This is a genomic window from Pseudoalteromonas porphyrae (genome assembly GCF_001298125.1).
Classification (GTDB): Bacteria; Pseudomonadota; Gammaproteobacteria; order Enterobacterales; family Alteromonadaceae; genus Pseudoalteromonas; species Pseudoalteromonas neustonica.
Window position 1 is genome coordinate 111207 of the sequence record NZ_LHPH01000005.1, and the last position, 24464, is coordinate 135670.

The following is a 24464-nucleotide window of genomic DNA, read 5'->3' on the forward strand; positions in this document are numbered from 1 at the left end:
TAACTAGGATACACATTAATGATAACCGGACCTTTAAAAAGTAAAATAGACAAACTATGGGAAGAATTTTGGACAGGCGGCATTACTAACCCGCTTACCGTAGTAGAGCAAATTACTTTTTTAATGTACGCCCGTATGCTCGACATGAACGAGCAAGCCGACGAAAAACGAAGTGCTCGTACTAAGCAGCCATTTAACCGCCGCTTTACCGACGCCGAGCAACATATTCGTTGGCAAAACCTGCGCCATTTAGGCTCAGAAGAGTTATACAAACTGGTTAAAGATGAGCTGTTTCCGTTTTTTTCAAAAACCTCAGACGACGTATCGCCAGAAGGCGCGGTATTTAATGAGTTTATGAAAGACGCGCAATTAATGATTCAAAAGCAAAGCCTATTGGTAAAAGCGGTTGAAATGGTAAACGACTTACCGCTTGAAAACTCAGACACCAAAGGCGATTTATACGAATACCTATTAAGTAAACTCACCACCGCAGGCATAAACGGCCAATTTAGAACGCCGCGCCATATTATACGCGCTATGGTTGAAATGATGGATCCCGATGTAACCAGTCAAATTTGTGACCCATCTACCGGCACCGGTGGCTTTTTGTCGGTAAGTTACGAATACCTATTGCAAAAATACACATCACCCGAGGGTATAGAGCGCGAACCTGTGCTTGATGTAGATGGCAACGTACAATGTGATGACAACGGTAAACCGCTCGAAAACTTACTTTACTCAGGTGATTTAATAACCCCAGAGCAGCGCACCCATATAGATACAAACATGTTCAACGGTTTTGACTTTGACGCAACCATGCTACGCGTAGCTGCCATGAACTTAGTAATGCACGGCATTAAACAACCGGGCATTCATTATCAAGATACCCTAAGCCAAAACTTTAAAGAGCACTACCCGCAAAAGGCAAAAGAAGGCTACGACATAATACTCGCCAACCCGCCATTTAAAGGCAGCCTAGACGAAGAAGACGTATGCCCCGAGTTATTACGCAAAGTAAAAACTAAAAAAACTGAGCTGCTGTTTGTTGCCCTTATTGAGCGCATGCTAAAAATAGGCGGCCAATCTGCCACTATCGTGCCCGACGGCGTATTATTTGGCTCATCAAAAGCGCACGTACAACTGCGCCAAATGCTGGTAGATAACAACCAGCTAGAAGCCGTAATCTCATTGCCAAGTGGCGTGTTTAAACCCTACGCGGGTGTTTCCACCGCCATACTTATATTCACTAAAGGTGGCTCTGGCTCAAAAGGAACAGACCACGTCTGGTTTTACGACGTACAAGCCGATGGTTTTAGCTTGGATGACAAACGCACCCCAATAAAAGACAACGATTTACCAAGCTTAATGAGCGAATTTAAAACCCGTGATAAAGCAACCGCGACAAGTGATAAAAATGATAAAACTCAGAAAGCCTTTTGGGTAAGTAAAGATGAAATAGCCAGCAATAAATACGACCTTTCAATCAACCGCTATAAAGAAGTAGTGTACGAAGAAGAAAGCTACGATCCGCCAAAAGAGATTTTAGGTAAGCTAGTGAGCTTAGAAAATGAAATTCTCGCTGACTTGAAAGAGTTGGAGGGGATGTTGTGAGCTGGCCGTTAGTAAAGCTTGGGGAACTTGTTAAAGTTAAAGGTGGCAAGAGACTGCCGAAAGGCTCTGGTTATTCCGAGTCTAAAACAGCGTATCCTTACATACGGGTTACAGATTTTAAGAATAATTCTGTTAGAAATTCTGGTTTAGTTTATATTGAGAAAGAAATACAGAAGAAGATCGCTAGATATACAATATCATGTGATGATGTTTACATTTCTATTGCTGGGACAATAGGAATAGTTGGTATAATTCCAGAACAATTGGATGGAGCTAACTTAACTGAGAATGCTGCTAAGTTAGTTATTAATAACAAAGGGCAACTAGATAAAAATTATTTAGTTCGTTTTTTATCTACAGCGGGACAAGCTCAAATCCATGAGCGCAAGAAAACGACTAGCCAGCCTAAATTAGCTTTGTTCAGAATTGAAGAAGTTGAAATTCCACTGCCACCTCTGGACGAGCAAAAACGAATAGCCGCGATTTTAGATAAAGCCGATGCCATCCGCCGCAAACGCCAACAAGCCATTCAACTCGCTGACGACTTCCTACGCAGCGTATTCCTAGATATGTTCGGCGATCCTGTTACTAATCCAAAAGGCTGGGAAGTTAAAAAGTTTTCTGACTTAGGGAATTGGGCAAGCGGTGGAACACCATCAAGATCAGTATCTGGATATTTTGAAGGTGAAATTAATTGGTTCTCGGCTAGAGAGTTGAATCACCGGTATCTAAATGAATCTGTAGAAAAAATTACTGATGAAGCATTGAGTAAAAGTGCAGCAAAAATATTTCCAGCTGGTTCAATGCTTGTTGGGATGTATGATACAGCAGCTTTTAAAATTTCTATCCTTAATGTTGCCTCAGCATCAAATCAGGCATGTGCAAATATTATCCCTAATGAAAAAATAGATATTGAGTGGTTTTTCAGTTTTATTGAGTTTTCTAAAGAGACCTATTTAAGACAACGGCGGGGCGTTCGTCAACAAAACTTAAATTTGGGAATGATAAAAGATTTTGATCTTCCCTTGCCTCCAAAAACAGAGCAAGAAAAGTTTGTTAAGTTAGCTCATAAAACAATGCAAATGAAAGAAAGAAACTATAGCTCACTTTCTAACTCTTTAGATAATTTCAACTCACTAAGCCAAAAAGCCTTTGCTGGCGAACTATAATAGCGCTATTTATAAAAATAAGAACAAGGAAGTTAAATGACCGAACGTGAATTAAATAACAACATAATCAACGAACCGCTTGCAAAACAACTGCCGTATATGGTTGATAAGGATGAGGCGCAAAGAGTAATTAAGTTTAGCAATTTCAGCTTTTTCATAACAGGAGAAAGCAATGTCTGATTATATTGAGTCTGAGTTTGTTGATGAGTATCAAACAGATTCTGCAATAAAAGAGCATAGTGATGTACATGGTTCTGATATTGTAAACGTATTGTTACCTCTTAAGTTATATGAGATGACTATTAAACATAGAGTGCTTGCCGAGCTTGGTGAGCTATCTCATTTTATTTTAAGTGTTATGGGAAAGTATGATTTAACAGTACAAGATATCGAAGAAGTAACAAGGTTGTCTGAAATTCAAATTAGACCTGTAGTTGATAGAATGAAGGCATTAAAGTTTATAAGTGATTCTGAAAGTGTTTTAACAGAGACAGGAAAAAGAGCAGCCTTTATTTTAGAATATATTCACAATAAGCAAGTTCCTTTATATATCGATCAAAATTACGCTTCCCGTAATAATAATCATGACTGGTTTATTGCTGTTGAGGGTGAAAATTCCTTGAGAGAGATCTCAAAACGTTGCTTTATTGTTCCTTTACCACAAAATGCTCGTTTTAATCCAATTGAAGATTGCTTCAAACAGAGTCAGCGATTTCAGAATAATTACTTTGAGATACTCCCTAATATTTTACCAGAATTTAATCAAATTCTTGATGATTCTAATGCTACCTGGAAGCAAGAGTGGGATGTTGGTTTTAGATCTCATGCATGTGATAAAAGTATGGGAATACCAATAGATTTAGAACTGAAAAACTTCGTTGAAGCTAAAGAAAAAAGTAATGAAAAAACTTTGCGCTTATACACTGAACTATTGAGATTAAAAGTTAAATTTTCATTACCAAAAGGGATTGACTTTAAAGAGTTTGAAAATATTAAACCGAAAAATTTCATTTATTCTGATAATGACCAAAGAATTTATGATTATATAGACTTTGAAGTTGAAGTTGATGAAGACAAGCGTCTTTATAGCGAAGGACTTTTTAATGAAAAAGAGAGTGCATTAGACCTTTTGGCGCATTCTATTGCTTTTATCGATGAAGATGCTCAACTTTATTCAAGAGAAAACAGTTTTGATAAAGGATGGCAACTTCATGAATATTCGTATGAAGAAGTTATCGGGTCTATAAAAAATCCAGGAATCATAAGGATAAAAGCATGAGGACTGTTGAAAAACATCCATCGCTTGCGGATCATTTATTTAGTGATAATAGAGTTCGTAAATATGGAACGATGATATTACAGCATGGGGTTAAAGGAGCTGCAAAAAAAATTAACCCGGCTGTATTATATGTTGATGCTGCACTGTCGGTTATTGAAGCGGTAAGTAGTTATTTAGAGTACGCTAAGGAGTGTGAAAAAACTAAACAAATATTTGCTGAAAATAGAAAAATTAAATCAGAATTAGATGATCAATTAAAAATTTTAGGGTTGAAACAAAGAACTGTTTTAAGAGAAGGTGAAGCACGTATAGAAGAGCTAAGCCAGCAGATTAAATTAAGTGAAAAGCAAAGGTCTAATATGCTCAGCCAAGTTAAAAGACACCTTCATATAGCTAAATCGATGCAGGATAAGCTTAAAGAAGACCGCGAAAGGGGAATTGATTTTAAACAGTTGCAAGTAGCTCAACAAGCACTAGATCACTTGCTAAGAGCGACTTTAATTTTTATAACAAATAATATCGATTAAGTAAGGACACATATAATGAAAAAACCTCAGTCAGTTAAAGCCCAATATATACCTAGAAATAAAGCCAACTCAGCCCAGCAGGCTACTTCTCCAAATGAATCATCAAAAATTGATGTTAGAGAAATGCTTGGTAAGCTTGATGGTGAACAAATAACAAATCTAGGCAATGGTGTTATTGAGTTAGCTAGTAACGGTATGGAATTGGCTAAAGAAGTTTTAAAAACAGGACAGGTTTTAGCGCAAACTCAAGCAGAAATATTAAAGAGCGGGCATGAAGTAAAAAAAATCGCTATCCAAGAAGAAACTAAACAAAAAGAAATAAAGCTTAAAGAAAAAGCTAATGAGTTAAATTCTTGCTTTGAAACTAGAAAAGAAGCTAATAACCATGAGCAAATAATGAAAATTTTAGAGCATATTGAAAATGGTAAAGTTTCTTCTGAACAACTTTCAGAACTGATTTTTGCTATAAAGTCAGGATCTTAATTATGTGGCAACTAGCTGTGGGTCTAGGTGTTGTCGTATTAGGTAGCGCAGCAGCTTACTATTACAACGAAAAAACGGATGATGAACTAGCTAGGCAAGATAGAGCTTATAAAGAACGTGATGATATTTATGCACGTTATGATGCTAAACACGCTACTCAAGATGAAAATTATAGAGAAAAAAGGAAAGCACAAGCTGATGATTATAAGAGGTTATTAGTCAAAGAAATAGAAAAGCATTTTGAAAAAGTAGCACCAATAACTAAGGCTTATCAGGAGCTATATGATGCGATCATTATAGAGATAAACTCAGATACGACAAGTCCTTATAGAAAGTCAGCACTACGAAAAGAGTTTTCACGAATTGAAGATGCTCAAATTAGAATTTCAGAATACGCAAAATATTTAGAGTTTGAAAGAAGAAAGGTCAACCAGTTGTGGGATCAAGGTAGTTACGATTGGTTATTAGAGCGACCAATTTCAGACGCCTTATTGCCTTTGGAGTGGTTATATCCAGGTAAGCTATTAGTAGTTGAGCTTTCTGATTTGGATAAGCCTTTAGATAATAGCCGTCATATTTTAAAATTTTCAGGGTTTAATGGTGAACTAGAGCAACAAAAAGCGCTGGCATTAAACTATGGAACTGAATTTCCAATACTAATAGTTAAAAATAATCGTAATGGTAATCAATTTTTTGGTTGTGTGGCTCGCGGAATTATTTTTCATGATCACATTAGATTGTCTGAACCTCTAAGTATGACAGTAGATCGTTTTCGTGATGGATCTAAGGAGTATTTATGTACTTTTAATGAAGGTTTAGTAAGGGCGTGGTTACCACAGCAATCACTTCTTCAACCTGGGCTGCGTTGTGTATCAGGGCAAAAGGTAGAAGTATATTTTGAAAGTTATGATGCTATTTTACGTTCAAATCCTCTTGGTCTTTTAAAAGCAAACAAAGAGAAACCATTCCCTTCTATTACAGAAAAGTCTCCATCAACTTTGGGATATGATGACTTTGAGTTGTTTATTGAAGCAGATACTGAAGTATTAAGTAAAGTACCGTCGGACAGTTCTTTTTATAGTGAATTTACCCAATGGTCATTGTTAGATTTTAATATCGATAAAGGGCTAATAACGTTAGGCAAAGGGGAGGTTGAGGTACAGTGCAAACTTTCAGAAAATAATGATGGCTTAGTTATTAGTAAAACTTTTGTACACCAGCTACCCCAAGTTGGTATAGATTTACCTTTTGAGTTTATACTACTGTCATCAGATCTTTCAGCGAGTGAACTTTTTGGCTGGGCTTATGGGGTTGAACAGCTTTTTTCATTTGCAAGCCAAGTACTTATTAACTCAACAACAGCAAAAGAAAGAGTTAATCAAGTAGAATTTTTTAGGCGCTGGGAAAGAGTTGTTGAATATCAAAAACAACAGGAAAGTATTCGAAGCGTTGAGTTTGAAATAGTTCCACATCGCATTAATTCCACATTTTATTCACTAGCCATTGATAGCAATTCTATTAAAGTATCATGCTTGAATGACAAATCTGTATACCTATTCATGAAAGAAATAGAAACCTCTGGTTTTTTACAGTTTAACCGCAGTTGTCGGTTATTAGTTTGGGATGCCGACCATGGTAAATACTTACCCGCTGTCGAGCATTCAAGATCATATAAAGTTGATTATCGGCTTGATAACGGCAATATTGAAATTGAAGCACCTCTCAATAATTTCAAAAAACTAGACTTTACACAACCTCAAAAATTTCAATTAGTAGTTCAATTACCTAATGCCCCTCTTCAAAGGCAGCAGATGGCTTTAGATGCATTTTTTGAAGATAGACTTGTTGAGCCTCATTTAAAAGAGATTTTCCTAGCGCCATCTTCTTACAATATCGAACAACATCCCGGTTGGTTTGAAACTGACATATCGTGGAGTGATAGGCTTACTGACAGCCAAAAACATGCAATTAAAGTAGCACTTGCAGCTAAACATATAGCTATGATTCAGGGACCTCCGGGAACGGGCAAGACGACTACAATTGTAGAAATGTTGTATCAATTATTACGAAAGAACCCTAATCAAAAGATTTTAGTTGTTTCACAACAGAATACCGCAGTAGATAATGCCATTACAAAATTTAAAAATGTTTATCCACATCTTGTAAATTCAAGCGTGAATATTGTTAGGGTAGGTAATCCTGACAAAATCGATGATGATATGGCAGAAGACCATTTCGATTTTATTTTTCAATCTTTCATTGAAAAATGTTTGTCCGACACAACGAGTCGAGCTTCGAATTACGCTGTTAATGGCACTATTGAAGATAATGAAAAGAGACTTGTAAAAGAAAAGCTTAATGCTGTTTACGAGTGGAGAACATTATTGATGCAAATGAAAGATACTGCTCAAAATAATAAGGTGTCGGATGAGTTTTTTACTACTATGCTGGCAGATAAAAACTTGATAGGCGCAACTTGTGTAGGTTTAGCAGCTAGACATTCTGGTATTGATCATATCACCTTTGATGTAGCAATAGTGGATGAAGCTGGTAGAGCTACAGTTCCAGAGCTTTTAATTCCTTTACTTAGATCTCGTAAGACAATACTCATTGGTGACCATCATCAACTCCCACCTAGCATCGCACCTGTTCTGCGTGAAGACTCAGCAAAAGATGAAATGAAGTTTCTTGAAGAGACCTTTTTGGAAACAAGCTTTTTTGAGACGTTATTTGAACAATTACCAGTTACATGCACAGCCTCTTTAGCTGAGCAATTTAGAATGTCTAAGCCTATAGGTGATCTTGTTGCCGAACTCTTTTATACAAAAGAAGGTGTTAGAAAACTCCATAATGGTAATAAAGACCCTCTTGATACAACTGGTTTTGTATCAAAAAAATGTCTTGTTTGGGTCGATGTGTGGGGTAAACAGTTTAAGAAAAATGGAGCAACGAGCCTTGAAAATGAATTAGAAGCCGAGGCCATTTGTTCTTATCTCAATAAATTATCTAAATCTATCACCCGTAAAATAGATGTTGCTGTTATCACCCCTTATGGTGCTCAAAAGCGATTAATAAGAAAGTTTTTAAAGTCTAGTGGCGGTTCTCAGCAAATTAAGCTAGGAAGTTTAACTATTAAAGTTGACACAGTAGATAGCTTCCAAGGTAGTGAAGCTGAACTCGTTTGTTATTCTACTGTGAGAACGCATGGGTCATTGCAGTTTTTACTTGATAAGAAGAGGCTGAATGTTGCCTGCTCGAGAGCTAAAGAAAATTTGATGTTCTTCGGTAATATACGAGCGCTAGAAAGTTGGCAGCCCAAATCTGGTGAGGTTAATCTTTTTAAAGAAATAATAAAAAGGTCACATAAAGAGAAATTTTTACCTGAACATATTAAAGAAAAAAGAGATAACAAAAAGAGGTTATATAAAAACTCTGGCGTGAGAAGCTAATACAGTGGTTACCTAGGATAAAATGAGTTATCTAATAGCTAAATTAGTCTTCAAAAACATAGTTTGGAATGATCTATTTAGCTAACATTCATATAATAGAAATTCTCAAAGTTAATAATTTACTTTAATAACATAGGGCTGAAGTTTATTTTGAAATTCCAGCTTTGCGCCTCAAACGCACTCAATAAATACCTAAAAGCTGATTTACCTCGTTTGCCACATGAACCAGGTAAACAAGCTGGGGTAAATACACTTATAAGCGATAATAATAGCTTTAACTGGCAATTGCAGATAATTGATAACAGCTATAAATTTCGTGAAAAAACAATCATTGTTTGTGAAGCGAATAGCCGTTTTACGTTTTTTATACCGGTTAGCTTAAAGCTATCGCAAGAAGAATTAACTCAGCGCTTAGAGTATGAATGGCAGCTAATGATGGCTGAAACGCTTGAGGTGTATCAGCTAATACCACGCAGCGACATTGCGGTGCTGTTAAGTGACTTATCAAAAATAGAATTTACCCCGCACTGGGTTAAAAATACCGATTTAAGTATAAGCGGCCACATTAGCGATGCTGCACTTTGGGTTACTCAAACACTACAAGAAGAGGGGCTTTATGATTTACCTAAAGACCTTGCCATTGAGTTAGCTATTTATTTAAACACCCAACCTAAACGTATTACTAATAAAGCAACTGGCCGTAAAGATAAGCTGATACCCATAGAGCGTTTATTGAGTTATTGCCAATCGCTTGTTACTGATCAACAACATGATGATGGCTCATCAAACGAAATAATTGATAACAGTAATATCATTAATTTTAGTGATTACAAAAAAGGCTAAAACCAACTCAATTAAGTTTTCACAAGCTTGTGAAAATATATTTTTATAAATTTTTGTATAGCATTACAAAAATAAAGCAGTAGTAACAAACACCTAATTGTTAGTTAAATATTTAAGGAAGAAAATGACCCTCTCATTACAAAATTTTAATAAAGCCCTATCTGAAGCAGAACAACTATTAGCATGCTTTGAAACGTTAAATAATCATCCAGAATTATGCTCTTATGATGTTTTAAAAAAAGCGAGTTTAATAATGACGTTAACCGCATGGGAAACTTATGTTGAAGATGTGGTAACTGAAATTTTTGATGCCAAGTTTAGCTTAATTAAAGGCTCTCAATTTGGTCACTTTGCAGAAAAGCAATTAAATGAACGTTTAAAGTTTTTTCATAATCCAAATTCAAATAAAACCAAAAAGCTTTTTGAAGAGTTTTTTGGAGTAGATATTACTGAGCAATGGTCATGGCCTAATGTACTACCAAAAGATGCCAGAGAGCAGTTAAATAAGTGGATTTATAAAAGGGGTGAGGCTGTACACCGTGCACAGCTTGATAATACTCAGCCACAAATAATTAAAAAAGATGAGCTTGAAAAGTGTTTGCGCTTCTTTAAAGCGCTTGCACAAGCAACAGACAAAGCATTAGCAGTAATTTAAAGGAATAAGTAATGAGTTTACAAACAAGAATAAAAAATTGTTCTGATATTTTTAAAGTTATATACCCAATATTAATTTTTTCATTATTGTAGGTTTTAAGTATTTATTTTTATTGAATTAAATGTTGAATAGTTACAGGTAGTCTAGTATTTTCTAAAGTACCCAAAATAGGTCGGAAAATGCTGGGCTACAAAAATTATCTTTTTATGCTACATGGATCAGTATGGATTTCAAAAAACAAATAACACTCGCCGTGAAAGCAGGCGCACCGATTATACAAATTATAAGTCACGATACGCTCCGTATTAGGGCAACAATTAACTCAATTGCAGACACATTAAGTCTGGAAACTTTCATTTGGGATAGCTGTAAAGGTTTAAGAAGAGGGATTAGCCAACAAGAACTAGTGGAAGATGTGGGTACCCCCTCTGAAGTACTTGAGTGGATAGTTGGAGATAATAATGATTTGCCCACCCCAGTTGACTGTATATTACTTCTTGAGGACTTTCATCCTCACATAGGCACATTCGATCATAAAAATATTTCGCGTTTACGAAGTTTTGCTGTAGCGGTTGCTGGCCGTCGAATTGAGAACGTAACAATAATCATGTCCCAACCCGTTTTTGATTTACCGGCGGAATTGGTAAAAGATACGCAAGTATTTGAAATGCCTTTACCTAACCAGTCAGAACTAAAAAAGCTGGCTGAGCAGGCAAAACAAAAGTTTGGTTTAGACGAAAGAGATTGCTCTTTTAGCTCAGAGTTTCTTAATTCAGCACTAGGGTTGTCGACAAGCGAAGCACAGTTAGCGTTTGCCAAGATTGCTTGTGAAAATCAGCGATTAAATGAACTTGATGTTTCGACTATTGTTCGAGAAAAAGAGCAAGTAATTAAAAAGCAAGGGCACTTAGAATACTTTCACCCAAGCGCCACGTTGGATGATATCGGTGGTCTCGACAATCTAAAAAAGTGGCTTGATCGCAGAAAACTTGCTTTCAGTGAAAGTGCAAAAGAGTTTGGTTTAGAGGAGCCTAGGGGGCTACTTTTATTGGGTCTTCCTGGTACAGGTAAAAGCTTAGCAGCTAAAGCGATAGCGAATGCCTGGCAATTACCTTTACTACGATTAGACATTGGCAAAATATTTGGTGGTATCGTCGGTCAATCAGAATCGAATATGCGAGAGGCCCTTCAGTTAGCTGAAACACTATCTCCCAGCATTTTATGGATAGATGAAATTGAAAAAGGATTATCGGGCATTCAAAGTTCTGGTTCATCGGATGGAGGCACCACAGCGCGGGTGCTTGGTAGCTTTTTGACTTGGATGCAAGAGAAGAAAAAACCAGTGTTTGTTGTTGCGACAGCTAACAATATTGCGCAGTTGCCTCCAGAGTTACTCAGAAAAGGCCGTGTTGATGAGATTTTCTTTGTCGACTTACCTACTGAACAAGAGCGACAAGATATCCTTAACCTGCATTTAAAAAAGCGAAGCCGACAAGATAACTTAAATCTATTTGAAATTAAAGAAGTTGCTCAACTCACACTCGGCTTTACTGGGGCAGAGTTAGAGGAAGTAATCAAAGAGGCTTTGTTTATGGCCTTTGACGATGGCATTGATATTAACTTTGAACATATCAAATCAGCGATTGCAGTAACTACGCCTATATCAATGACTATGCACGAACTGATCGATAAAACACGTTCTTGGGTCAAAGGGCGAGCAGTGCGCGCAAGCTCACAAACACCAGAAGTAATCACTGATAAATCAAAATCAATGACTCGCTTAAAATCTGAAATAGAAAATCCTTTCGAGTAATCTGCTATGAATCCATTTTATCTATCACTTTGCGGTGATGAGTCAGAGTCGTCAAAATTACAAGAAAAAGTGCGCGATGGTCTAAAACCTTTTCGTGATTATTTGTCTAACAGTATTACCGCGTTTAAAGATAAAGAAGTCACATGTGAATGGGAAGCGCTTGCCCAACAGCAATTTATTATTAAGCCAAAGCAAAATATATATCAAGTAGTTCCTCTTACTCGTATTCGTGTAATCAACCCAGATAAAGACTGGCATCGATTAAACAACGCTGACTTGGATGATGACTTTGAAGTTGATCTTGATGAGCCCGTAACCTTGGGTAAAGGTAAAAAAAGTCAAAAAATTAAAGTAACTGATTCCAGAGTCCGTAATAGTTTTTATGAAATTAAAATAGAACACAGTGAAGTTATTACTTCTGTGGTGTGGCTAGGTTATACCATAACATTAGTGCCTTTGAGCCTTACTGTTAGAACTACAGATATACTGACAGTCAATGAAGAAAGTTACAGTATCGATACTTGTAATGATTTAGTGGTGGATTTGTTTGGGCTGTTAAATGAAAAAAAAGGTACAGCCAAACTTGATGATGTAACCGTGAAGTTTGAGGTCATAAAAACGTTTTCGGATTCCAATTTACCAACTCATGCAAAGGGGGAGGAAGCAAATTGGTTAGTGATTTCAGCGAAAAAGCCTCGTTATGATTGTGCTAAAGTTGAAGATATCACCGGGCGTGAGCTAAAAAATTTAACGGTTGATAGCTTATTTGATAGTAAAGGAAAACCATTAATACAAAGCGATTGGGAGGTTTCTTTAGACAGTAACAAAGTCACTATTACCGCACAAAATAGCAATGTAACAAAATTAAGCCACTGCAGTTTATGCACTCATCCAGATCTTGAATTTGATATTAAAGAAGAAAATACAAAAGAGCAGTGGATACAGTTAATTGAACCCAAAAATAACGAGGATAGCGGTCTATCGGCACTCGATTATTTTTTTAGTGAAAACGCGATTATTTTGGAATCTAACCAGAATAATAATCGCGAGGCATTTCACGTAATAAAAAGTAATAGTGAGAATAAACAGTTATTACTGGCTAAATCAAAACAAACTAAGCATCAAAGTGTTTTGCCTACTCATAAAACTATAAAAGCCAAAGTTGATATTTCTCAATTACGCAAGCAACAAGACGCTATAGCTGCTCTTACGTCTGTTCCTCACTCAAAACAGCATGGATTACTTAATTTATTTAAAGACCAAACAAGTAAACCTTGGCAGCATATAGAGTCGGAACCTCTTCAAGAGGACGAATGGAAGATTTTGACGGATATTCGCTTTAAAGGCTGTCAGGAACAGCGCGAGTTCGTTGAAAAAGCATTGGCTACACCTGATTTTGCAATTCTTGATGGCCCACCCGGTACAGGGAAAACGACGTCTATTTTAGAGCTTATTGTCCAGTTAGTTCGCCAAGGTAAAAAAATACTATTAACAGCATCAACTCATGCTGCAATAAATAATGTTCTAGAGCGGATAGACAGTAAACAACTTACTAATGAAGTGTTTCCCCTTCGAATAGGAGATACTCATAACGCTCAAGGACTTGAGCACTACCAATTTGATAGTTTGGTTCAAAGTGAAAATACTAGTAAACAAATATTAGTCGATAGTGCCAATCTCATATGTGGAACCACCATTGGTATAATGAGATTATTTAATGATAAAGAGGTTAATTTACCTCTTTATGAGCCAGCTTTCGATGTGATGATCATAGACGAATGCAGTAAAACCCCTTTTCAGGAATTTTTGGTACCCGCTCGCTATGCGGCTAAACACATATTAGTCGGAGATATCCGCCAACTTTCCCCTTTTACTGATAGAGAGCAGATAGTCGCAAACCTCGAAAACCTTATATTAGAGCCTGGTAGAAAAGGGCACGCTTCGCAAATGTTAGATAAAAACTTGCAAACAGCATGCTTTTTACTGGAAGTGTTAAGAGGTGGGCAGAAAAGCCATCAGGCCTATTCAAATCAATTAATTAAAACCGTTTCACCACAAGAAGCGACAGCCTTAAGGGCTGAACTTGCTACAAGAGTAAAAGTAGGCGAAGAATACGAACGCATTTTAGTGATCGATACATCAAATGTAGATAAGTACGCTTCCAACCCAATTCACCTTTGGGATTATAGCTTGTGTTTTATTGCGGATAATTGCTTGCAAAAAATTAATGGCTTTGTACCCGCTGATAGCATTTGGCTATCAGATGATTGGCATACGAGTGACCACGCATTCTCACATCAAGCATTATTTAGTAACAAGCAAAAACTTAATAGTCGTGGCGCTAGTATCAATGGAACATCAGAGGTGGCATCACATTTTAATAAACAATTAAAAGAAAAATCTTGGGCTGAGGAGGTATGTTGGCGACTAGAAAGGTTATATTGGTTACGTTTGTCACACAATTTTGATAACAAAACTAAAAATTATAAGGAAACTATAGAACGCCTCTTGCCGAAAAGTATAAATTGCGAAGGGCGAGTTTTTCAGTTGCAACAAGTGGCATTTCCCTCAGTACTAGAAGCGTTATCAGGCAATGGTTTACAAAAAAGAAAACAAGATATTTCGCATACGCTTAACTCAGGTTTTACCCCTGTTATTAAAAAGCAACGCCATACAACGCTAAGCTACCAACATAGAATGCACCCAGATATATCCAAATTTCCTGGTAGGCAATTTTATAATGGAGAATCACTTAAAAATGGCGATGCTGTTTATACAGATAGGGAGTGGCAGTATCAAGGCTTTAAATCGCATGCAACTTGGTTCGATATTCCGAAAAATAGTAAATATGCCCAAGTAAATCAAAACAAAAATAAAGCCGAAGTCGATAAGATCCTTAAAGAATTAAAACAGTTCTGTGATTGGGGGGAAGGTCGTGTAAATGATGAGGGGCAGCCTTATAGTGTCGCTATTCTGACGTTTTATAAAGGGCAAGAAGCAGCATTAAGAAATGAATTACAAAAGTTGCCGGGTAACAACAAAAAATATAGTCAATTTCAATTTAAAGGGCTGTCTATTAAATTGGCTACGGTTGATTATTTTCAAGGGCAAGAAGCTGATTTGGTTTTTCTATCTATGGTTAATAACTACCGCGATGGCTTTTTAGACTCACCTAATCGGCTTAATGTTGCTATTACACGTGCTCGTTATCAATTAGCGATAGTCGGGTGTCATGATTATTTTGAGAATAGAGATAATGTACGTTCTAAAAGCCCCACTACTGAGCTCAACAACTTGGCTAAAGCGCTTACTAAGGAAAGTTAAATGAATTCGTCACTGCAAGAACAATTACAAAGAATAAAACCAAATTTAAGCAAAGATATAACTAAATCAGGTCATCCTGAAAAAATGCAAAAATCTTCTAAAAAAATACGCAATAAGGTTAAATCTAACGACCCTTTATTTACATTGAGCCGAAAGGTTAATTTAGTATGCCTACCTTTGTTGGGAACGATAGAGGTTTACGTTAAGCGACAGGATATTGCTGATGCGCTTGCAAAATTAGGCGAGCTCCCTACTAGATTAGTTGAGTATTTAAAAAAATTAACATTAATCGATCGCAATAATGAGTTAACGGCCAAGGGCCAAGAATTTATGAATACAGCATTGCTACCAACATTGGAGCGGGGCTTGTATCACATTTGGTTTGCTGAAAATGATCCATTATTGTTAAATGCTCCAATTTTAATACAGCGTATTGATGCCTTTGCCACAAAAGAGCTTAATAAATATCGACGTTATCGCGGTGATACCAATCAATATTTAACTGAGCAGCTTATTACTACTAACTTGGTTATAGAAAACAACAAATCAATCTCAATAGAATCAGTTAATGCGAGAATTAAAGAGGTGGAAGTGCTATGTGATACGCAAGGGAATTCAAGCTTGCCTTTAAAGTGGCAGTTACAACAGCACAGTAAAGCTATTCTTAGTGGGAAATTAAATATTGAGGTGCCAAGTAAGGGGAGGGGAAGTAATTCGACTATTATTGAAAAAGAAGTTTCTTTCAATTTACCAACCAGCCACAACCAGTATATGGAAGTAATGGACAGTATAGGGAAGCGGTTAAATGGCCAGTGGGATAATCAAAAGAAGTTTTTTGTTCTTCCTTTTAATGAAACCATTGATGATAAAAACACGCTTAACGACTTATCGTTAAAAACACTCCCTTTTAAAACAGTTAATTCAACTAGTTTTGGCTCATTTGAGATAGAAGAGCATCAGCCGTTGTCAATTTCACCCATGAATTCAGGTGATGGAGAGAAATGGTTAGAAGCATGGTGCAAACATTATTATCAGCAAAAACATAAAGCGTTGATACATGCAGAAAAATCGCAATTGGAGTGGCTTTCTCAACCAGAACTAATAGCACATGATATTACACCTATTCAGATTGATAAAATGCTAGCAATATTAGGGACTGAAGGTAAAACCACAGCCTATTGGCAAGCGGCAGCTGGATTCGACTTAATGCCACATATAGCGGCTGATTATGGTGTTGCTTTAACATTAGATGATAACGCCGAGTTCGAATTGGTAAAACTCATCAACCATTTAACCAATGGTAGAACCATAGAAAATATTATTATTTCAGATCGCTATTTCACAACTGATCATCAACAAGCCCTTTTAACAAGCATAGCCAAAAAAACAGGTGTATCTGATGGGGTGTTTGTAACACTTGAGCAAATGTACAAAAAGAAATTACCTGAAAGTTGGCAGCCTAAATTTATTGATAAATCACCAGATAATCATGATCGCTACTGGCTGTTTTATACATCGGCAGGTTTAAAGTGCTGGAAAGTCAGCGCAAGTTTAGATTTTGCTCGCGAGTCCCATGGCCAGTGGAGCGTGCACGGCACACCGACTTTTACTCCCTTAGACAAAAGGGAACTACCGCAATATCTTCACGACATTGTTGAAGCATTCGACAGGGAGTGTGTGTAATGATAACACTTGCACCAAAAGAAATTAATTTTGAAAAAGATTTTAGTGAACAAGAGCTTAGCAGTAAATTTGTAGCTAAAAATATTAACACCGAATCAGTTTATGATTGTGATATTGTTGCTGCATTTAATAAATTTGAATTGATAGAGCAGATAGAAGAAACAAAGCATACTTTAATTATTTCTGCAGATGTCCTGTTTGATAGTGAGATTATCAAAACGATACAGTTACTCGTTGATAATCAACCTGCCATACGCGTGTACTTATGCTTAGGTGATGATGAACAAAACAAAACAGCGATCGATCGGCTAAAATCGCGTTGTTTAGTTCGAACCGGGGTTGCTCAGGCAGGGGCAATATTTTTAAGTGATCATCAGTACTTTAATAAACGCGGTGTAGTTATCACAGAGTTAAATGAAAATGGCTATTGTTTGGATCTTACACTAGATCAAATTGATGATAGTTACCGCAGTTTCTGCAAACACTTTTGGGATAATACACAGTACGAATATATTGGGGAATCAAAGCGTCAATCACAACAAACAGATGCTACGATTGTCTTAAACGATGAATATCAATTAGATGACTATTTTAATAGAAAATCATTTAAAACAGCGATATCGACAGTTAACGCATTAGATTTATCAAATAAAATTGAGCTAGAAGAGTACGCTACACTGATTTCAAATCGGCAATTTGCGGAGCTAAATCGTATCGCAAAAGAAAGTTCAGTAAATATATTTTTAACTGACTTTAACTACCCTAATATTGTGTATGAAGCTAAAGATGATGAAAGAAGTGAAGAAGTCGTTTGGTTACTCCCTAACAAATTCTCTGCAGGTAAAGTAAATTGGGCTATTCAACTTAATGACGATCAAAAAAATAATGTAACTGAGTCTATTGATAAAGCTATTGAGCAAGCTTGTTGGGAGCTAGCGTTAAAACCTAAAGTATGTGAACTTGTTGATGTTGATTTTGTGTCTGCTAATAATTCAAATGAAGAGCTAATGACGATAGATGAACGTAAAGCTATCACTTTGGAAGAAAAATATTGCCAATCAATCGAAGAGTTTTTGAATGAAACTCCTGAAATTTTGTTTTCGAAACAAACTCATTGGTCTGATAAATTTGCGGCACAACATATTACGTTCTCTGGCATCATTCATCCTCCTTATTGCCCTAAAAACGCAACCAAAGATGAATTGGTAGGTAAGTGGGATAAAGTAAATAATCAGTGGCATCAATCATTATCAGAAGTAGAAAGTATGCTAAATAACTTAAGTAAACAACTTACTGAAAGTAGCGCTCGCTCATTTGCAAGTTTATTGAAGCAATTTATTTTGGGGCAAGATCAGAAGCGTAAAAAACTGATTGGAAGAATAGATGAGCTCAAAAATTTTAACCTTTTACACTCAACACCTGCTGAGAGAAAAAAGGCAGAAGATGACTTTTATCAAATTTCATTAGAAATCAATCAGAATAAAACGCAAATAGCTCAGCAGATCAATTTGGCTGAAAAAGAACATATGTGGGATAAACAAAATAAGCAGTTATCGGCGAATAAACAACAAGCACGTGAGGACGTGAGTAAAGCGAAAGAACTACTTAAAAATAAGCGACCACAAGTTGAAACTTTGCTCAGAGAAATAGAGAGCAAGTACTGTGAGGAAGTCAAAACTTACACAAGTGCGAAAACAGAAGATAATAGAGCGGCATTGCCAAAAGAGTTAAACATCGCCAAACAATTCTTTACTAATAAAGGAAATCGAAAGAAACATTCTAAATTACATCAAGTCTACAATCGTTTAGTTACTCAACATAACAAAGCTAATAAAGAGCTGCTAGATATTGAGAAAAATACGGATAATCTTGAAAAACGTTTAGCAACCATCATTGATGATCTTGAGCGTCATGAGCAAAACAAACCAAAAGCAAAAAGCTTAGATGAATCTTTTGATAAACAACTGGGGCTTAAAGATAAAAAACAGTTAAAAATTACTTGGCCTTCGGAAGATTTACCAGTTGATGATTTGCCATTAATGCAAGATAAAGGTAAACGGTACTTAGTGATAAAATCATTAGATGAATATGACATTGCGAACAAAGAGGCATCTCGATTAAAAGCAACAGTTTGTACCTTTAAAAATGGTGATGTTTATGCCTGAGCAACAAATTATTTTAACGATTGATGAGCAAGGTAAAATCAATGCTAAAACTGAAGGATTTCAAGGTGATTCTTGTATAGCAGCAGTTGTTGAACTTCTTGGTGAGCAGATCAATATCAATAATATAAAAAAGACTGATGAATATCACCAATCACAAACGGTAAAAGCAGCAAATATTGTCGAAAATAAGCGAGGTGGTTAATGAGTGCTGTTATTAAAACAACCACGCCCTTTGTATTAGAGGCTTTACTTTTTCAGGCACTTACTAAGTTAGGATATGAACCGCAATATATCTCCGTAAATAACATGCATGATTTCCATGGCCGAAATAGCGTGGAGTACGGTGACATAGTTACGAATAGGATCGATTATAATGGTCATCAGCATTTTAGGAAGCAAAACGATAGATGGGTTTTAAGGCATGATGCCGATCAATATAATGCGCGTATTTTAGGGTCGAAGCAGTATAAAAAGGTCGCTGATTTTTTATCTGAACTAGAACAAGAGTATTTGACTGAATATAAACTCTATTTAGCAGAGCTTGCTGAGTTAGAAAGAAAAGAGATCGAGGTACAAAGGAAGGCGAGAGTAGAGGCAACTCGAGAGAAAGCCATTATGCAGGCTAAGGCTCAAGGTTACAGCGTAAAAGAAAAGCACATTAATGGAAAAATCCAGCTTATATGTGTTAGGCATACTTAATTTATGCATAATACATATAAGTGTAAAAGTTCATTTAATTTAAGCCATATAGAGCCACACACGCATATATATGGGCCAGGCACTCGTTTTTCAATTTGGCTACAGGGATGTACATTAGGGTGCAAAGGCTGCTGGAATACTCAAATGTGGCCGCATAGAGAGAATACTTTTGTACATAGGGAAAAGTTATATCAACAAATTTTGAGTACGCCTGAAATTAGTGGTGTTACCTTTTTAGGAGGTGAACCGCTCGAGCAAGCTGATAACACACTTTGGTTAATCAAAAGGATAAAGGAGAAAACGGACTTAACGAGCGTTGTTTATACAGGCTTTGAACAAAGTGAACTCGAAGCCAAAGGCTACTGGCCAACTTTATATGAAAATAGTGACCTAATTATATCGGGGCGCTATCAACAATCTTTACGAAACACATATTTAAGGCTTAGAGGCTCAACAAATCAAAAGCTTATTTATCCTCTGGACTCTAGGCTTATGAAGGAAAGTGATGGCGGTAATGAGATAGAAATAGTAATAGATAGTTTAGGCTCAATTACAACTCTTGGTTATCCAGATTAAATATTGACAGCCCTTCAGAACTAAGGAAGTAATTAGGATAGGCTTGGGCATGATAGCGGTAGGGGGCCATCCTATAATGTCTAGAGAATTAGTAAATTAGTGGATTCGGACCACCGACCCTTGGACTGGGTGATCAAGAGTAGGGAGTGCTTTTTCTTTTTAGAGTTTTAATATTTAGAATTGGTACGACTGAGTGGATTCGAACCACCGACCCCTACCATGTCAAGGTAGTGCTCTAACCAACTGAGCTACAGTCGTACAATTTTTTGAATTGCTTTACGTAAATTTGGTACGACCGAGTGAATTCTAGCTACTGACCCTTGGACTGGGTGTTCAAGAGTAGGTAGTGCTTTTTCTTTCGATTGTACTTTTATTTTATATTCACATAAATTTGGTACGACCGAGTGAATTCGAGCTACTGACCCTTGGACCGGGTGTTCAAGAGTAAGGAGTGCTTTTTCTTTCGATTGTACTTTTATTTTAAATTCACTTAAATTTGGTACGACCGAGTGGATTCGAACCACCGACCCCTACCATGTCAAGGTAGTGCTCTAACCAACTGAGCTACGGTCGTATCATAAATTTAAGTTGTGTTAATTGCTTAACAACGGTCGCTAATATATAGCGTGTGCTTTAGTGAATCAAGCGGGAAACGTGTTTTTTAGTTCGTTTGCCGTTTTTTTACTCATATTGGGCTGATTTCACACGTTTTATAAAAATTTTGCCACCAAAATACATGGCTTTTAGCTGAATCCTTAAATGCTATGAGTAAATTACTAGGCTGGCTTGGACTTAACAGGGCTGCTATTTGCGGTTGCATGCTTGTAGAGTTTAGCCAAAGGGCTTGGTATAGCGGCATTAAACGCTCTAACGCTCCTGATAGTTGTGCTTGGTAAGGTTGTAATTGCGCTAAGTAATATTTTTTGAATATGTTACTCACGATCTGCGCTTGGCGTTTATTCTTCAGTGGATTACATAGCATGGTTAGATCAACGTTTGCCAAATAGTCACTGGTACTATTATTTAACTGTGTTTGCTGACGTACGGCGCTTATCAGGGCTTGATTAAAGTTATATTGGTGCAATTGTGACAAAAGTGGGTAGAGCGCTTGGGTATCTATCTGTGCATATTGCTGTTGCTTAATTTGCTGTTTCAATGTTGCTAACTGATTTAGTGCAGCTTCAGTCTCGGTAAGGCCAGCTAGGTTAGTATCTAATGTATAACTGGTGAGTTGCCATGTCCGTTTTAATTCTGGATCGTTATAAAGCAATTGATTGAACTGCACTACTAACTGCTGCTTTTTATTATTTAACTCTCCTTTAATTGCAAGATAACTTTTTGAGCTAGGTTCTAGCTTCTCTAAACAAGCGGGTGCGAGTTGAATAAATTGAATTTGATAGATTAATTGACTGGCAGGCGTTGCGAGTTTACCCAATTGACTATTACGTTCAGCAATGAGGGTATTTAGTTTGCAATGAGAAAGCTGTGCCAGTTGTAATAGACTTAATTGCTGGGTCGTTAGCGCTTCTTGCTCATAATGAATAGGCGTTAACACTATATTGTTGAGTTCGGGAGCCTGACTTAGCGGTTGTTCTAATGTATTGGCTAGGCGTTGTTGGTATTGTAGATAAACATCGCTGGGCTTATCTGTGCAGGCACTGAGTAATAAGCAGCTTAACAATGTAAATAAGTAACCAAACAGCCAAGTTTGGTTACTGTGCTGATTATCTGTTTTAAGCGTTTTTAAGTGGCTCATGTTTGAATCTATTCGCAACGGTTAGCATTAATAAAATGGCGGCAACACTTAAGCCTACAATAATACCAATCCAAAAACCATGTGGGCCCATAGCTGGCACAATTAAATCTGTGCGTGCTAAAACGTAACCTAGAGCAAAGCCAACTAACCAATACGAAATAAATGTAATGTATGAGATAGGGGTGGTATGTTTTAGGCCTCGTAATATGCCATTGGCGGCTACTTGTAGCGCATCGGGTAGCTGGTATATACACGCTAAAACCATGATTGAGGTGGCTAATGCAATTACACGGGCATCATCTGTGTATAAGTGGCTAATGATATCGCGGCCAAAAAATGTAAGAGTAGCAAGGAGTATGGCAATCATCACGGCTAAAATGTAGCTTGTGGAGGTTGCTTTTTTGAGCTGTTCATAATGATGTTGCCCATATAAATTACCAATGCGAATACTGATAGCGATAGATAAACTCAAGGGCATCATGAATAAGAGTGTTGTTACACTTGCTGCAATTTGATGCCCCGCCACGGCGACAGCGCCTAAATGAGCTATAAATAATGGAATACAGGCAAATAAAGTAACTTCAAAAAAAGTAGCCAGTGATATCGGAATTCCCACCTTTGTAATCGTCCACATGGTAGTGAATTGTGGTTTTTGAAAGTTAGCAAGCAGTGTTTTAGCATCTACTTTTTTACTTAGTTGGCAGTAAATTACTTGTGTAATGGCCATGGCCGTAAACACGAGAGCCGTGGCTATCCCGCAACCAGCACCACCTAAAGCGGGCATGCCAAACTTGCCATGAATAAAAATATAATTGGCTGGTATGTTGATCGCAAGGCCAATAAGGCTGATATAAAAAGCGGGCTTAGTCATGCCCATTCCTTCGGTAATATTACGATAGACACTAAAAAATAAAAAACCGAATACCCCCCACTTAACAAAGTGAATATAGTCATTTGCCATGGTAGCAATAGCTGCACTTGTATCAAGTTTGAAGATAATAATATCGGCAAAATAAGCAATGGAGATACCCACTATGCTTAATACACCCGCAAGGTATAAACCTTGCTGAAAATAATGGCTAATACCGTTTTTATCATTGGCGCCACTAAACTGGGCAACAATACCTGTTAGAGCTAAAAGTATTCCCTGGAGCGCGAGCATGGCCGGATTCCAAATGCCGGTTGCAATTGATAATGCAGCAAGATCAGTTGGACTAACTTGTCCTGCCATGATGGTGTCAACCACTGACATTAAAACGAGCGTTACTTGTGCTAAAAATACTGGGATCGCAAGAGATATAAGGCGTTTAGCTTCCCAATTACAAAAAGTCATATTGCATGCAAAATAAGATAAAGTGGTCTACTAGTGTAATCGATCCGTAATGAATAAAAAATTATAAACGATGAGTCTACTTTCAATAAAGTAAAAAAATATTGGTTCAGGTACACTTAACACTGAAAATTACAATGGTCAGATTTGAAAAGGTGAATAGATTTATGTTTACAGGCATAGTGCAAACTCAAGCATTGGTAGTATCAAATAACCATGAACATGGTGTGTTACGATTAGTATTATCTATACCAGTACAGTTTATTGATAAACTGGAACTGGGGGCGAGTATTGCAATTAATGGCTGTTGTTTAACCGCCGTTAAATTTTATTCATTAGATAATAGCAGTCTTGCCCATGTTTATTTTGATGTGATTGACGAGACGCTGAACCTGACAAATTTAGGTAAGCTAAAAATTGGTAGTACAGTTAATTACGAACGCTCAATGACATTCGGTACTGAGTTAGGCGGTCACATAGTCTCTGGGCATATACATTGCACAGCTAATATAAGTAACATTATTCACTCGCAAGATAATTGTAAAATGTATCTAACTTTACCTAAAAAGTGGCAAAAATACGTACTTTACAAAGGGTTTGTTGCAATTAATGGTGCTAGCTTAACGGTGGGGGAAACCGATGAAGATGGGTTTTGGTTGCACCTTATCCCTGAAACGCTTTCAATCACAAACCTTGGCAATGCAAAAAGCGGTGACGTGATAAACATTGAAGTTGACCAACAAACGTTTACGATCATTAATACCGTTGAAAACTATTTAGCTAATCAGCATTAAAAAATCTGTTCGTCATCACTGTCAATATGTAGCTCTATTTTGTTAATTGCGTAATCAATATGCATATTAAAATGAATAGGGTTACAGCAGGCGGTGCAGTCTTCAAAGTAATCTTGATCGCCATCACTTGCGTCAAGTGTTATGTGAATATGGTGGCCACAATGTGGGCAGCTGATCCGTTGTGATAGATGATTTTTCATAAATGCCTCAACCTAGCAATGCTTACATAAGTTACCAGAGCCAAGTTGATTAAAGTTGCATGTTAATATTTGGCCTATGGTGGTTTGGGTATAAAGCCTTTCATTACT

At 36.9% G+C, this 24464-nt stretch carries 21 protein-coding genes and 2 tRNA genes; 17 read left to right on the plus strand and 6 right to left on the minus strand.

Annotated elements, in window-relative coordinates; translation table 11 throughout:
* Positions 1-18: 18 nt before the first annotated feature.
* The 16 genes from ADS77_RS06150 to ADS77_RS06220 all read left to right on the plus strand — a co-directional run bounded on the left by ADS77_RS06150 (position 19) and on the right by ADS77_RS06220 (position 20276).
* On the plus strand, positions 19-1611 hold the full coding sequence (locus ADS77_RS06150; protein ID WP_054203579.1) for a class I SAM-dependent DNA methyltransferase: 1593 nt from the start codon (positions 19-21) through the stop codon (positions 1609-1611).
* Positions 1608-2780, plus strand: a complete 1173-nt coding sequence (locus ADS77_RS06155; RefSeq protein ID WP_054203580.1) for a restriction endonuclease subunit S — start codon at positions 1608-1610, stop codon at positions 2778-2780. Before ADS77_RS06150 ends, ADS77_RS06155 begins: the two co-directional genes overlap by 4 nt.
* 36 nt (positions 2781-2816) lie before the next feature.
* Positions 2817-2960, plus strand: a complete 144-nt coding sequence (locus ADS77_RS22345) for a hypothetical protein (protein ID WP_157601461.1) — start codon at positions 2817-2819, stop codon at positions 2958-2960.
* Positions 2953-4059 (plus strand): hypothetical protein, encoded by a 1107-nt coding sequence (locus tag ADS77_RS06160; protein ID WP_054203581.1) that lies wholly within the window; start codon positions 2953-2955, stop codon positions 4057-4059. The genes ADS77_RS22345 and ADS77_RS06160 overlap by 8 nt, the downstream gene beginning before the upstream one ends.
* Positions 4056-4586 (plus strand): hypothetical protein, encoded by a 531-nt coding sequence (locus tag ADS77_RS06165; protein ID WP_054203582.1) that lies wholly within the window; start codon positions 4056-4058, stop codon positions 4584-4586. The genes ADS77_RS06160 and ADS77_RS06165 overlap by 4 nt, the downstream gene beginning before the upstream one ends.
* 15 nt (positions 4587-4601) lie before the next feature.
* Positions 4602-5069 (plus strand): hypothetical protein, encoded by a 468-nt coding sequence (locus ADS77_RS06170; protein ID WP_054203583.1) that lies wholly within the window; start codon positions 4602-4604, stop codon positions 5067-5069.
* Between the two features lie 2 nt (positions 5070-5071).
* Positions 5072-8518, plus strand: coding sequence for an AAA domain-containing protein (locus ADS77_RS06175; protein ID WP_054203584.1), 3447 nt, complete (start codon positions 5072-5074; stop codon positions 8516-8518).
* Positions 8519-8668: 150 nt separating this feature from the next.
* Positions 8669-9361 carry a hypothetical protein gene (locus tag ADS77_RS06180; RefSeq protein WP_054203585.1) on the plus strand — a complete coding sequence of 231 codons (693 nt, stop codon included), beginning with the start codon at positions 8669-8671 and terminating at the stop codon, positions 9359-9361.
* A 124-nt stretch (positions 9362-9485) separates the two neighbouring features.
* Positions 9486-10016: a HEPN domain-containing protein gene (locus tag ADS77_RS06185; RefSeq protein WP_054203586.1), complete on the plus strand. Its 531-nt coding sequence runs from the start codon at positions 9486-9488 to the stop codon at positions 10014-10016.
* Positions 10017-10239: 223 nt separating this feature from the next.
* Positions 10240-11829, plus strand: a complete 1590-nt coding sequence (locus ADS77_RS06190; RefSeq protein ID WP_054203587.1) for an AAA family ATPase — start codon at positions 10240-10242, stop codon at positions 11827-11829.
* A gap of 6 nt (positions 11830-11835) precedes the next feature.
* A complete protein-coding gene (locus ADS77_RS06195) occupies positions 11836-15153 on the plus strand; it encodes a DEAD/DEAH box helicase family protein (protein WP_054203588.1) in 3318 nt (1105 codons plus the stop codon).
* The gene (locus tag ADS77_RS06200) at positions 15154-16836 is read left to right on the plus strand and encodes a hypothetical protein (RefSeq protein WP_054203589.1); all 1683 of its coding nucleotides are present in this window, start codon (positions 15154-15156) and stop codon (positions 16834-16836) included.
* Positions 16836-19001 (plus strand): hypothetical protein, encoded by a 2166-nt coding sequence (locus ADS77_RS06205; RefSeq protein WP_054203590.1) that lies wholly within the window; start codon positions 16836-16838, stop codon positions 18999-19001. Before ADS77_RS06200 ends, ADS77_RS06205 begins: the two co-directional genes overlap by 1 nt.
* Positions 18994-19203 (plus strand): DUF2997 domain-containing protein, encoded by a 210-nt coding sequence (locus ADS77_RS06210; protein ID WP_054203591.1) that lies wholly within the window; start codon positions 18994-18996, stop codon positions 19201-19203. Before ADS77_RS06205 ends, ADS77_RS06210 begins: the two co-directional genes overlap by 8 nt.
* Positions 19203-19700, plus strand: coding sequence for a hypothetical protein (locus ADS77_RS06215; protein ID WP_054203592.1), 498 nt, complete (start codon positions 19203-19205; stop codon positions 19698-19700). Before ADS77_RS06210 ends, ADS77_RS06215 begins: the two co-directional genes overlap by 1 nt.
* A 3-nt stretch (positions 19701-19703) precedes the next feature.
* Positions 19704-20276, plus strand: a complete 573-nt coding sequence (locus ADS77_RS06220; RefSeq protein ID WP_082355615.1) for a 4Fe-4S single cluster domain-containing protein — start codon at positions 19704-19706, stop codon at positions 20274-20276.
* A gap of 181 nt (positions 20277-20457) precedes the next feature.
* Here the strand turns inward: ADS77_RS06220 and ADS77_RS06225 are convergent.
* From ADS77_RS06225 to ADS77_RS06240, 5 genes are all read right to left on the minus strand, one after another.
* A tRNA-Val gene (locus tag ADS77_RS06225) sits at positions 20458-20534 on the minus strand.
* The gene (locus tag ADS77_RS21580) at positions 20525-20800 is read right to left on the minus strand and encodes a hypothetical protein (RefSeq protein WP_082355616.1); all 276 of its coding nucleotides are present in this window, start codon (positions 20798-20800) and stop codon (positions 20525-20527) included. The genes ADS77_RS06225 and ADS77_RS21580 overlap by 10 nt, the downstream gene beginning before the upstream one ends.
* A tRNA-Val gene (locus ADS77_RS06230) sits at positions 20774-20850 on the minus strand. The genes ADS77_RS21580 and ADS77_RS06230 overlap by 27 nt, the downstream gene beginning before the upstream one ends.
* 111 nt (positions 20851-20961) lie before the next feature.
* A complete protein-coding gene (locus ADS77_RS06235) occupies positions 20962-22032 on the minus strand; it encodes a DUF3080 family protein (protein WP_064435467.1) in 1071 nt (356 codons plus the stop codon).
* The gene (locus ADS77_RS06240) at positions 22010-23365 is read right to left on the minus strand and encodes an MATE family efflux transporter (RefSeq protein ID WP_054203594.1); all 1356 of its coding nucleotides are present in this window, start codon (positions 23363-23365) and stop codon (positions 22010-22012) included. The genes ADS77_RS06235 and ADS77_RS06240 overlap by 23 nt, the downstream gene beginning before the upstream one ends.
* Positions 23366-23529: 164 nt before the next feature.
* Between ADS77_RS06240 and ADS77_RS06245 the strand changes: the two genes are divergently transcribed.
* Positions 23530-24156, plus strand: coding sequence for a riboflavin synthase (locus ADS77_RS06245; RefSeq protein ID WP_054203595.1), 627 nt, complete (start codon positions 23530-23532; stop codon positions 24154-24156).
* On the opposite strand, the gene ADS77_RS06250 is transcribed toward ADS77_RS06245, so the two are convergent.
* Complete coding sequence (locus ADS77_RS06250; RefSeq protein WP_054203596.1) at positions 24153-24356, minus strand: CPXCG motif-containing cysteine-rich protein; 204 nt, start codon at positions 24354-24356, stop codon at positions 24153-24155. The genes ADS77_RS06245 and ADS77_RS06250 overlap by 4 nt on opposite strands.
* Between the last annotated feature and the right edge of the window lie 108 nt (positions 24357-24464).

What these genes read in the sequence shown, in the direction of transcription:
- ADS77_RS06150 (WP_054203579.1), top strand. Translation starts at nt 19, where the DNA reads ATGATAACCGGACCTTTAAAAAGTAAAATAGACAAACTATGGGAAGAA.
- ADS77_RS22345 (WP_157601461.1), top strand. Translation starts at nt 2,817, where the DNA reads ATGACCGAACGTGAATTAAATAACAACATAATCAACGAACCGCTTGCA.
- ADS77_RS06160 (WP_054203581.1), top strand. Translation starts at nt 2,953, where the DNA reads ATGTCTGATTATATTGAGTCTGAGTTTGTTGATGAGTATCAAACAGAT.
- ADS77_RS06165 (WP_054203582.1), top strand. Translation starts at nt 4,056, where the DNA reads ATGAGGACTGTTGAAAAACATCCATCGCTTGCGGATCATTTATTTAGT.
- ADS77_RS06170 (WP_054203583.1), top strand. Translation starts at nt 4,602, where the DNA reads ATGAAAAAACCTCAGTCAGTTAAAGCCCAATATATACCTAGAAATAAA.
- ADS77_RS06175 (WP_054203584.1), top strand. Translation starts at nt 5,072, where the DNA reads ATGTGGCAACTAGCTGTGGGTCTAGGTGTTGTCGTATTAGGTAGCGCA.
- ADS77_RS06185 (WP_054203586.1), top strand. Translation starts at nt 9,486, where the DNA reads ATGACCCTCTCATTACAAAATTTTAATAAAGCCCTATCTGAAGCAGAA.
- ADS77_RS06190 (WP_054203587.1), top strand. Translation starts at nt 10,240, where the DNA reads ATGGATTTCAAAAAACAAATAACACTCGCCGTGAAAGCAGGCGCACCG.
- ADS77_RS06195 (WP_054203588.1), top strand. Translation starts at nt 11,836, where the DNA reads ATGAATCCATTTTATCTATCACTTTGCGGTGATGAGTCAGAGTCGTCA.
- ADS77_RS06200 (WP_054203589.1), top strand. Translation starts at nt 15,154, where the DNA reads ATGAATTCGTCACTGCAAGAACAATTACAAAGAATAAAACCAAATTTA.
- ADS77_RS06205 (WP_054203590.1), top strand. Translation starts at nt 16,836, where the DNA reads ATGATAACACTTGCACCAAAAGAAATTAATTTTGAAAAAGATTTTAGT.
- ADS77_RS06210 (WP_054203591.1), top strand. Translation starts at nt 18,994, where the DNA reads ATGCCTGAGCAACAAATTATTTTAACGATTGATGAGCAAGGTAAAATC.
- ADS77_RS06215 (WP_054203592.1), top strand. Translation starts at nt 19,203, where the DNA reads ATGAGTGCTGTTATTAAAACAACCACGCCCTTTGTATTAGAGGCTTTA.
- ADS77_RS06220 (WP_082355615.1), top strand. Translation starts at nt 19,704, where the DNA reads ATGCATAATACATATAAGTGTAAAAGTTCATTTAATTTAAGCCATATA.
- ADS77_RS06235 (WP_064435467.1), bottom strand. Translation starts at nt 22,032, where the DNA reads ATGAGCCACTTAAAAACGCTTAAAACAGATAATCAGCACAGTAACCAA.
- ADS77_RS06240 (WP_054203594.1), bottom strand. Translation starts at nt 23,365, where the DNA reads ATGACTTTTTGTAATTGGGAAGCTAAACGCCTTATATCTCTTGCGATC.
- ADS77_RS06245 (WP_054203595.1), top strand. Translation starts at nt 23,530, where the DNA reads ATGTTTACAGGCATAGTGCAAACTCAAGCATTGGTAGTATCAAATAAC.
- ADS77_RS06250 (WP_054203596.1), bottom strand. Translation starts at nt 24,356, where the DNA reads ATGAAAAATCATCTATCACAACGGATCAGCTGCCCACATTGTGGCCAC.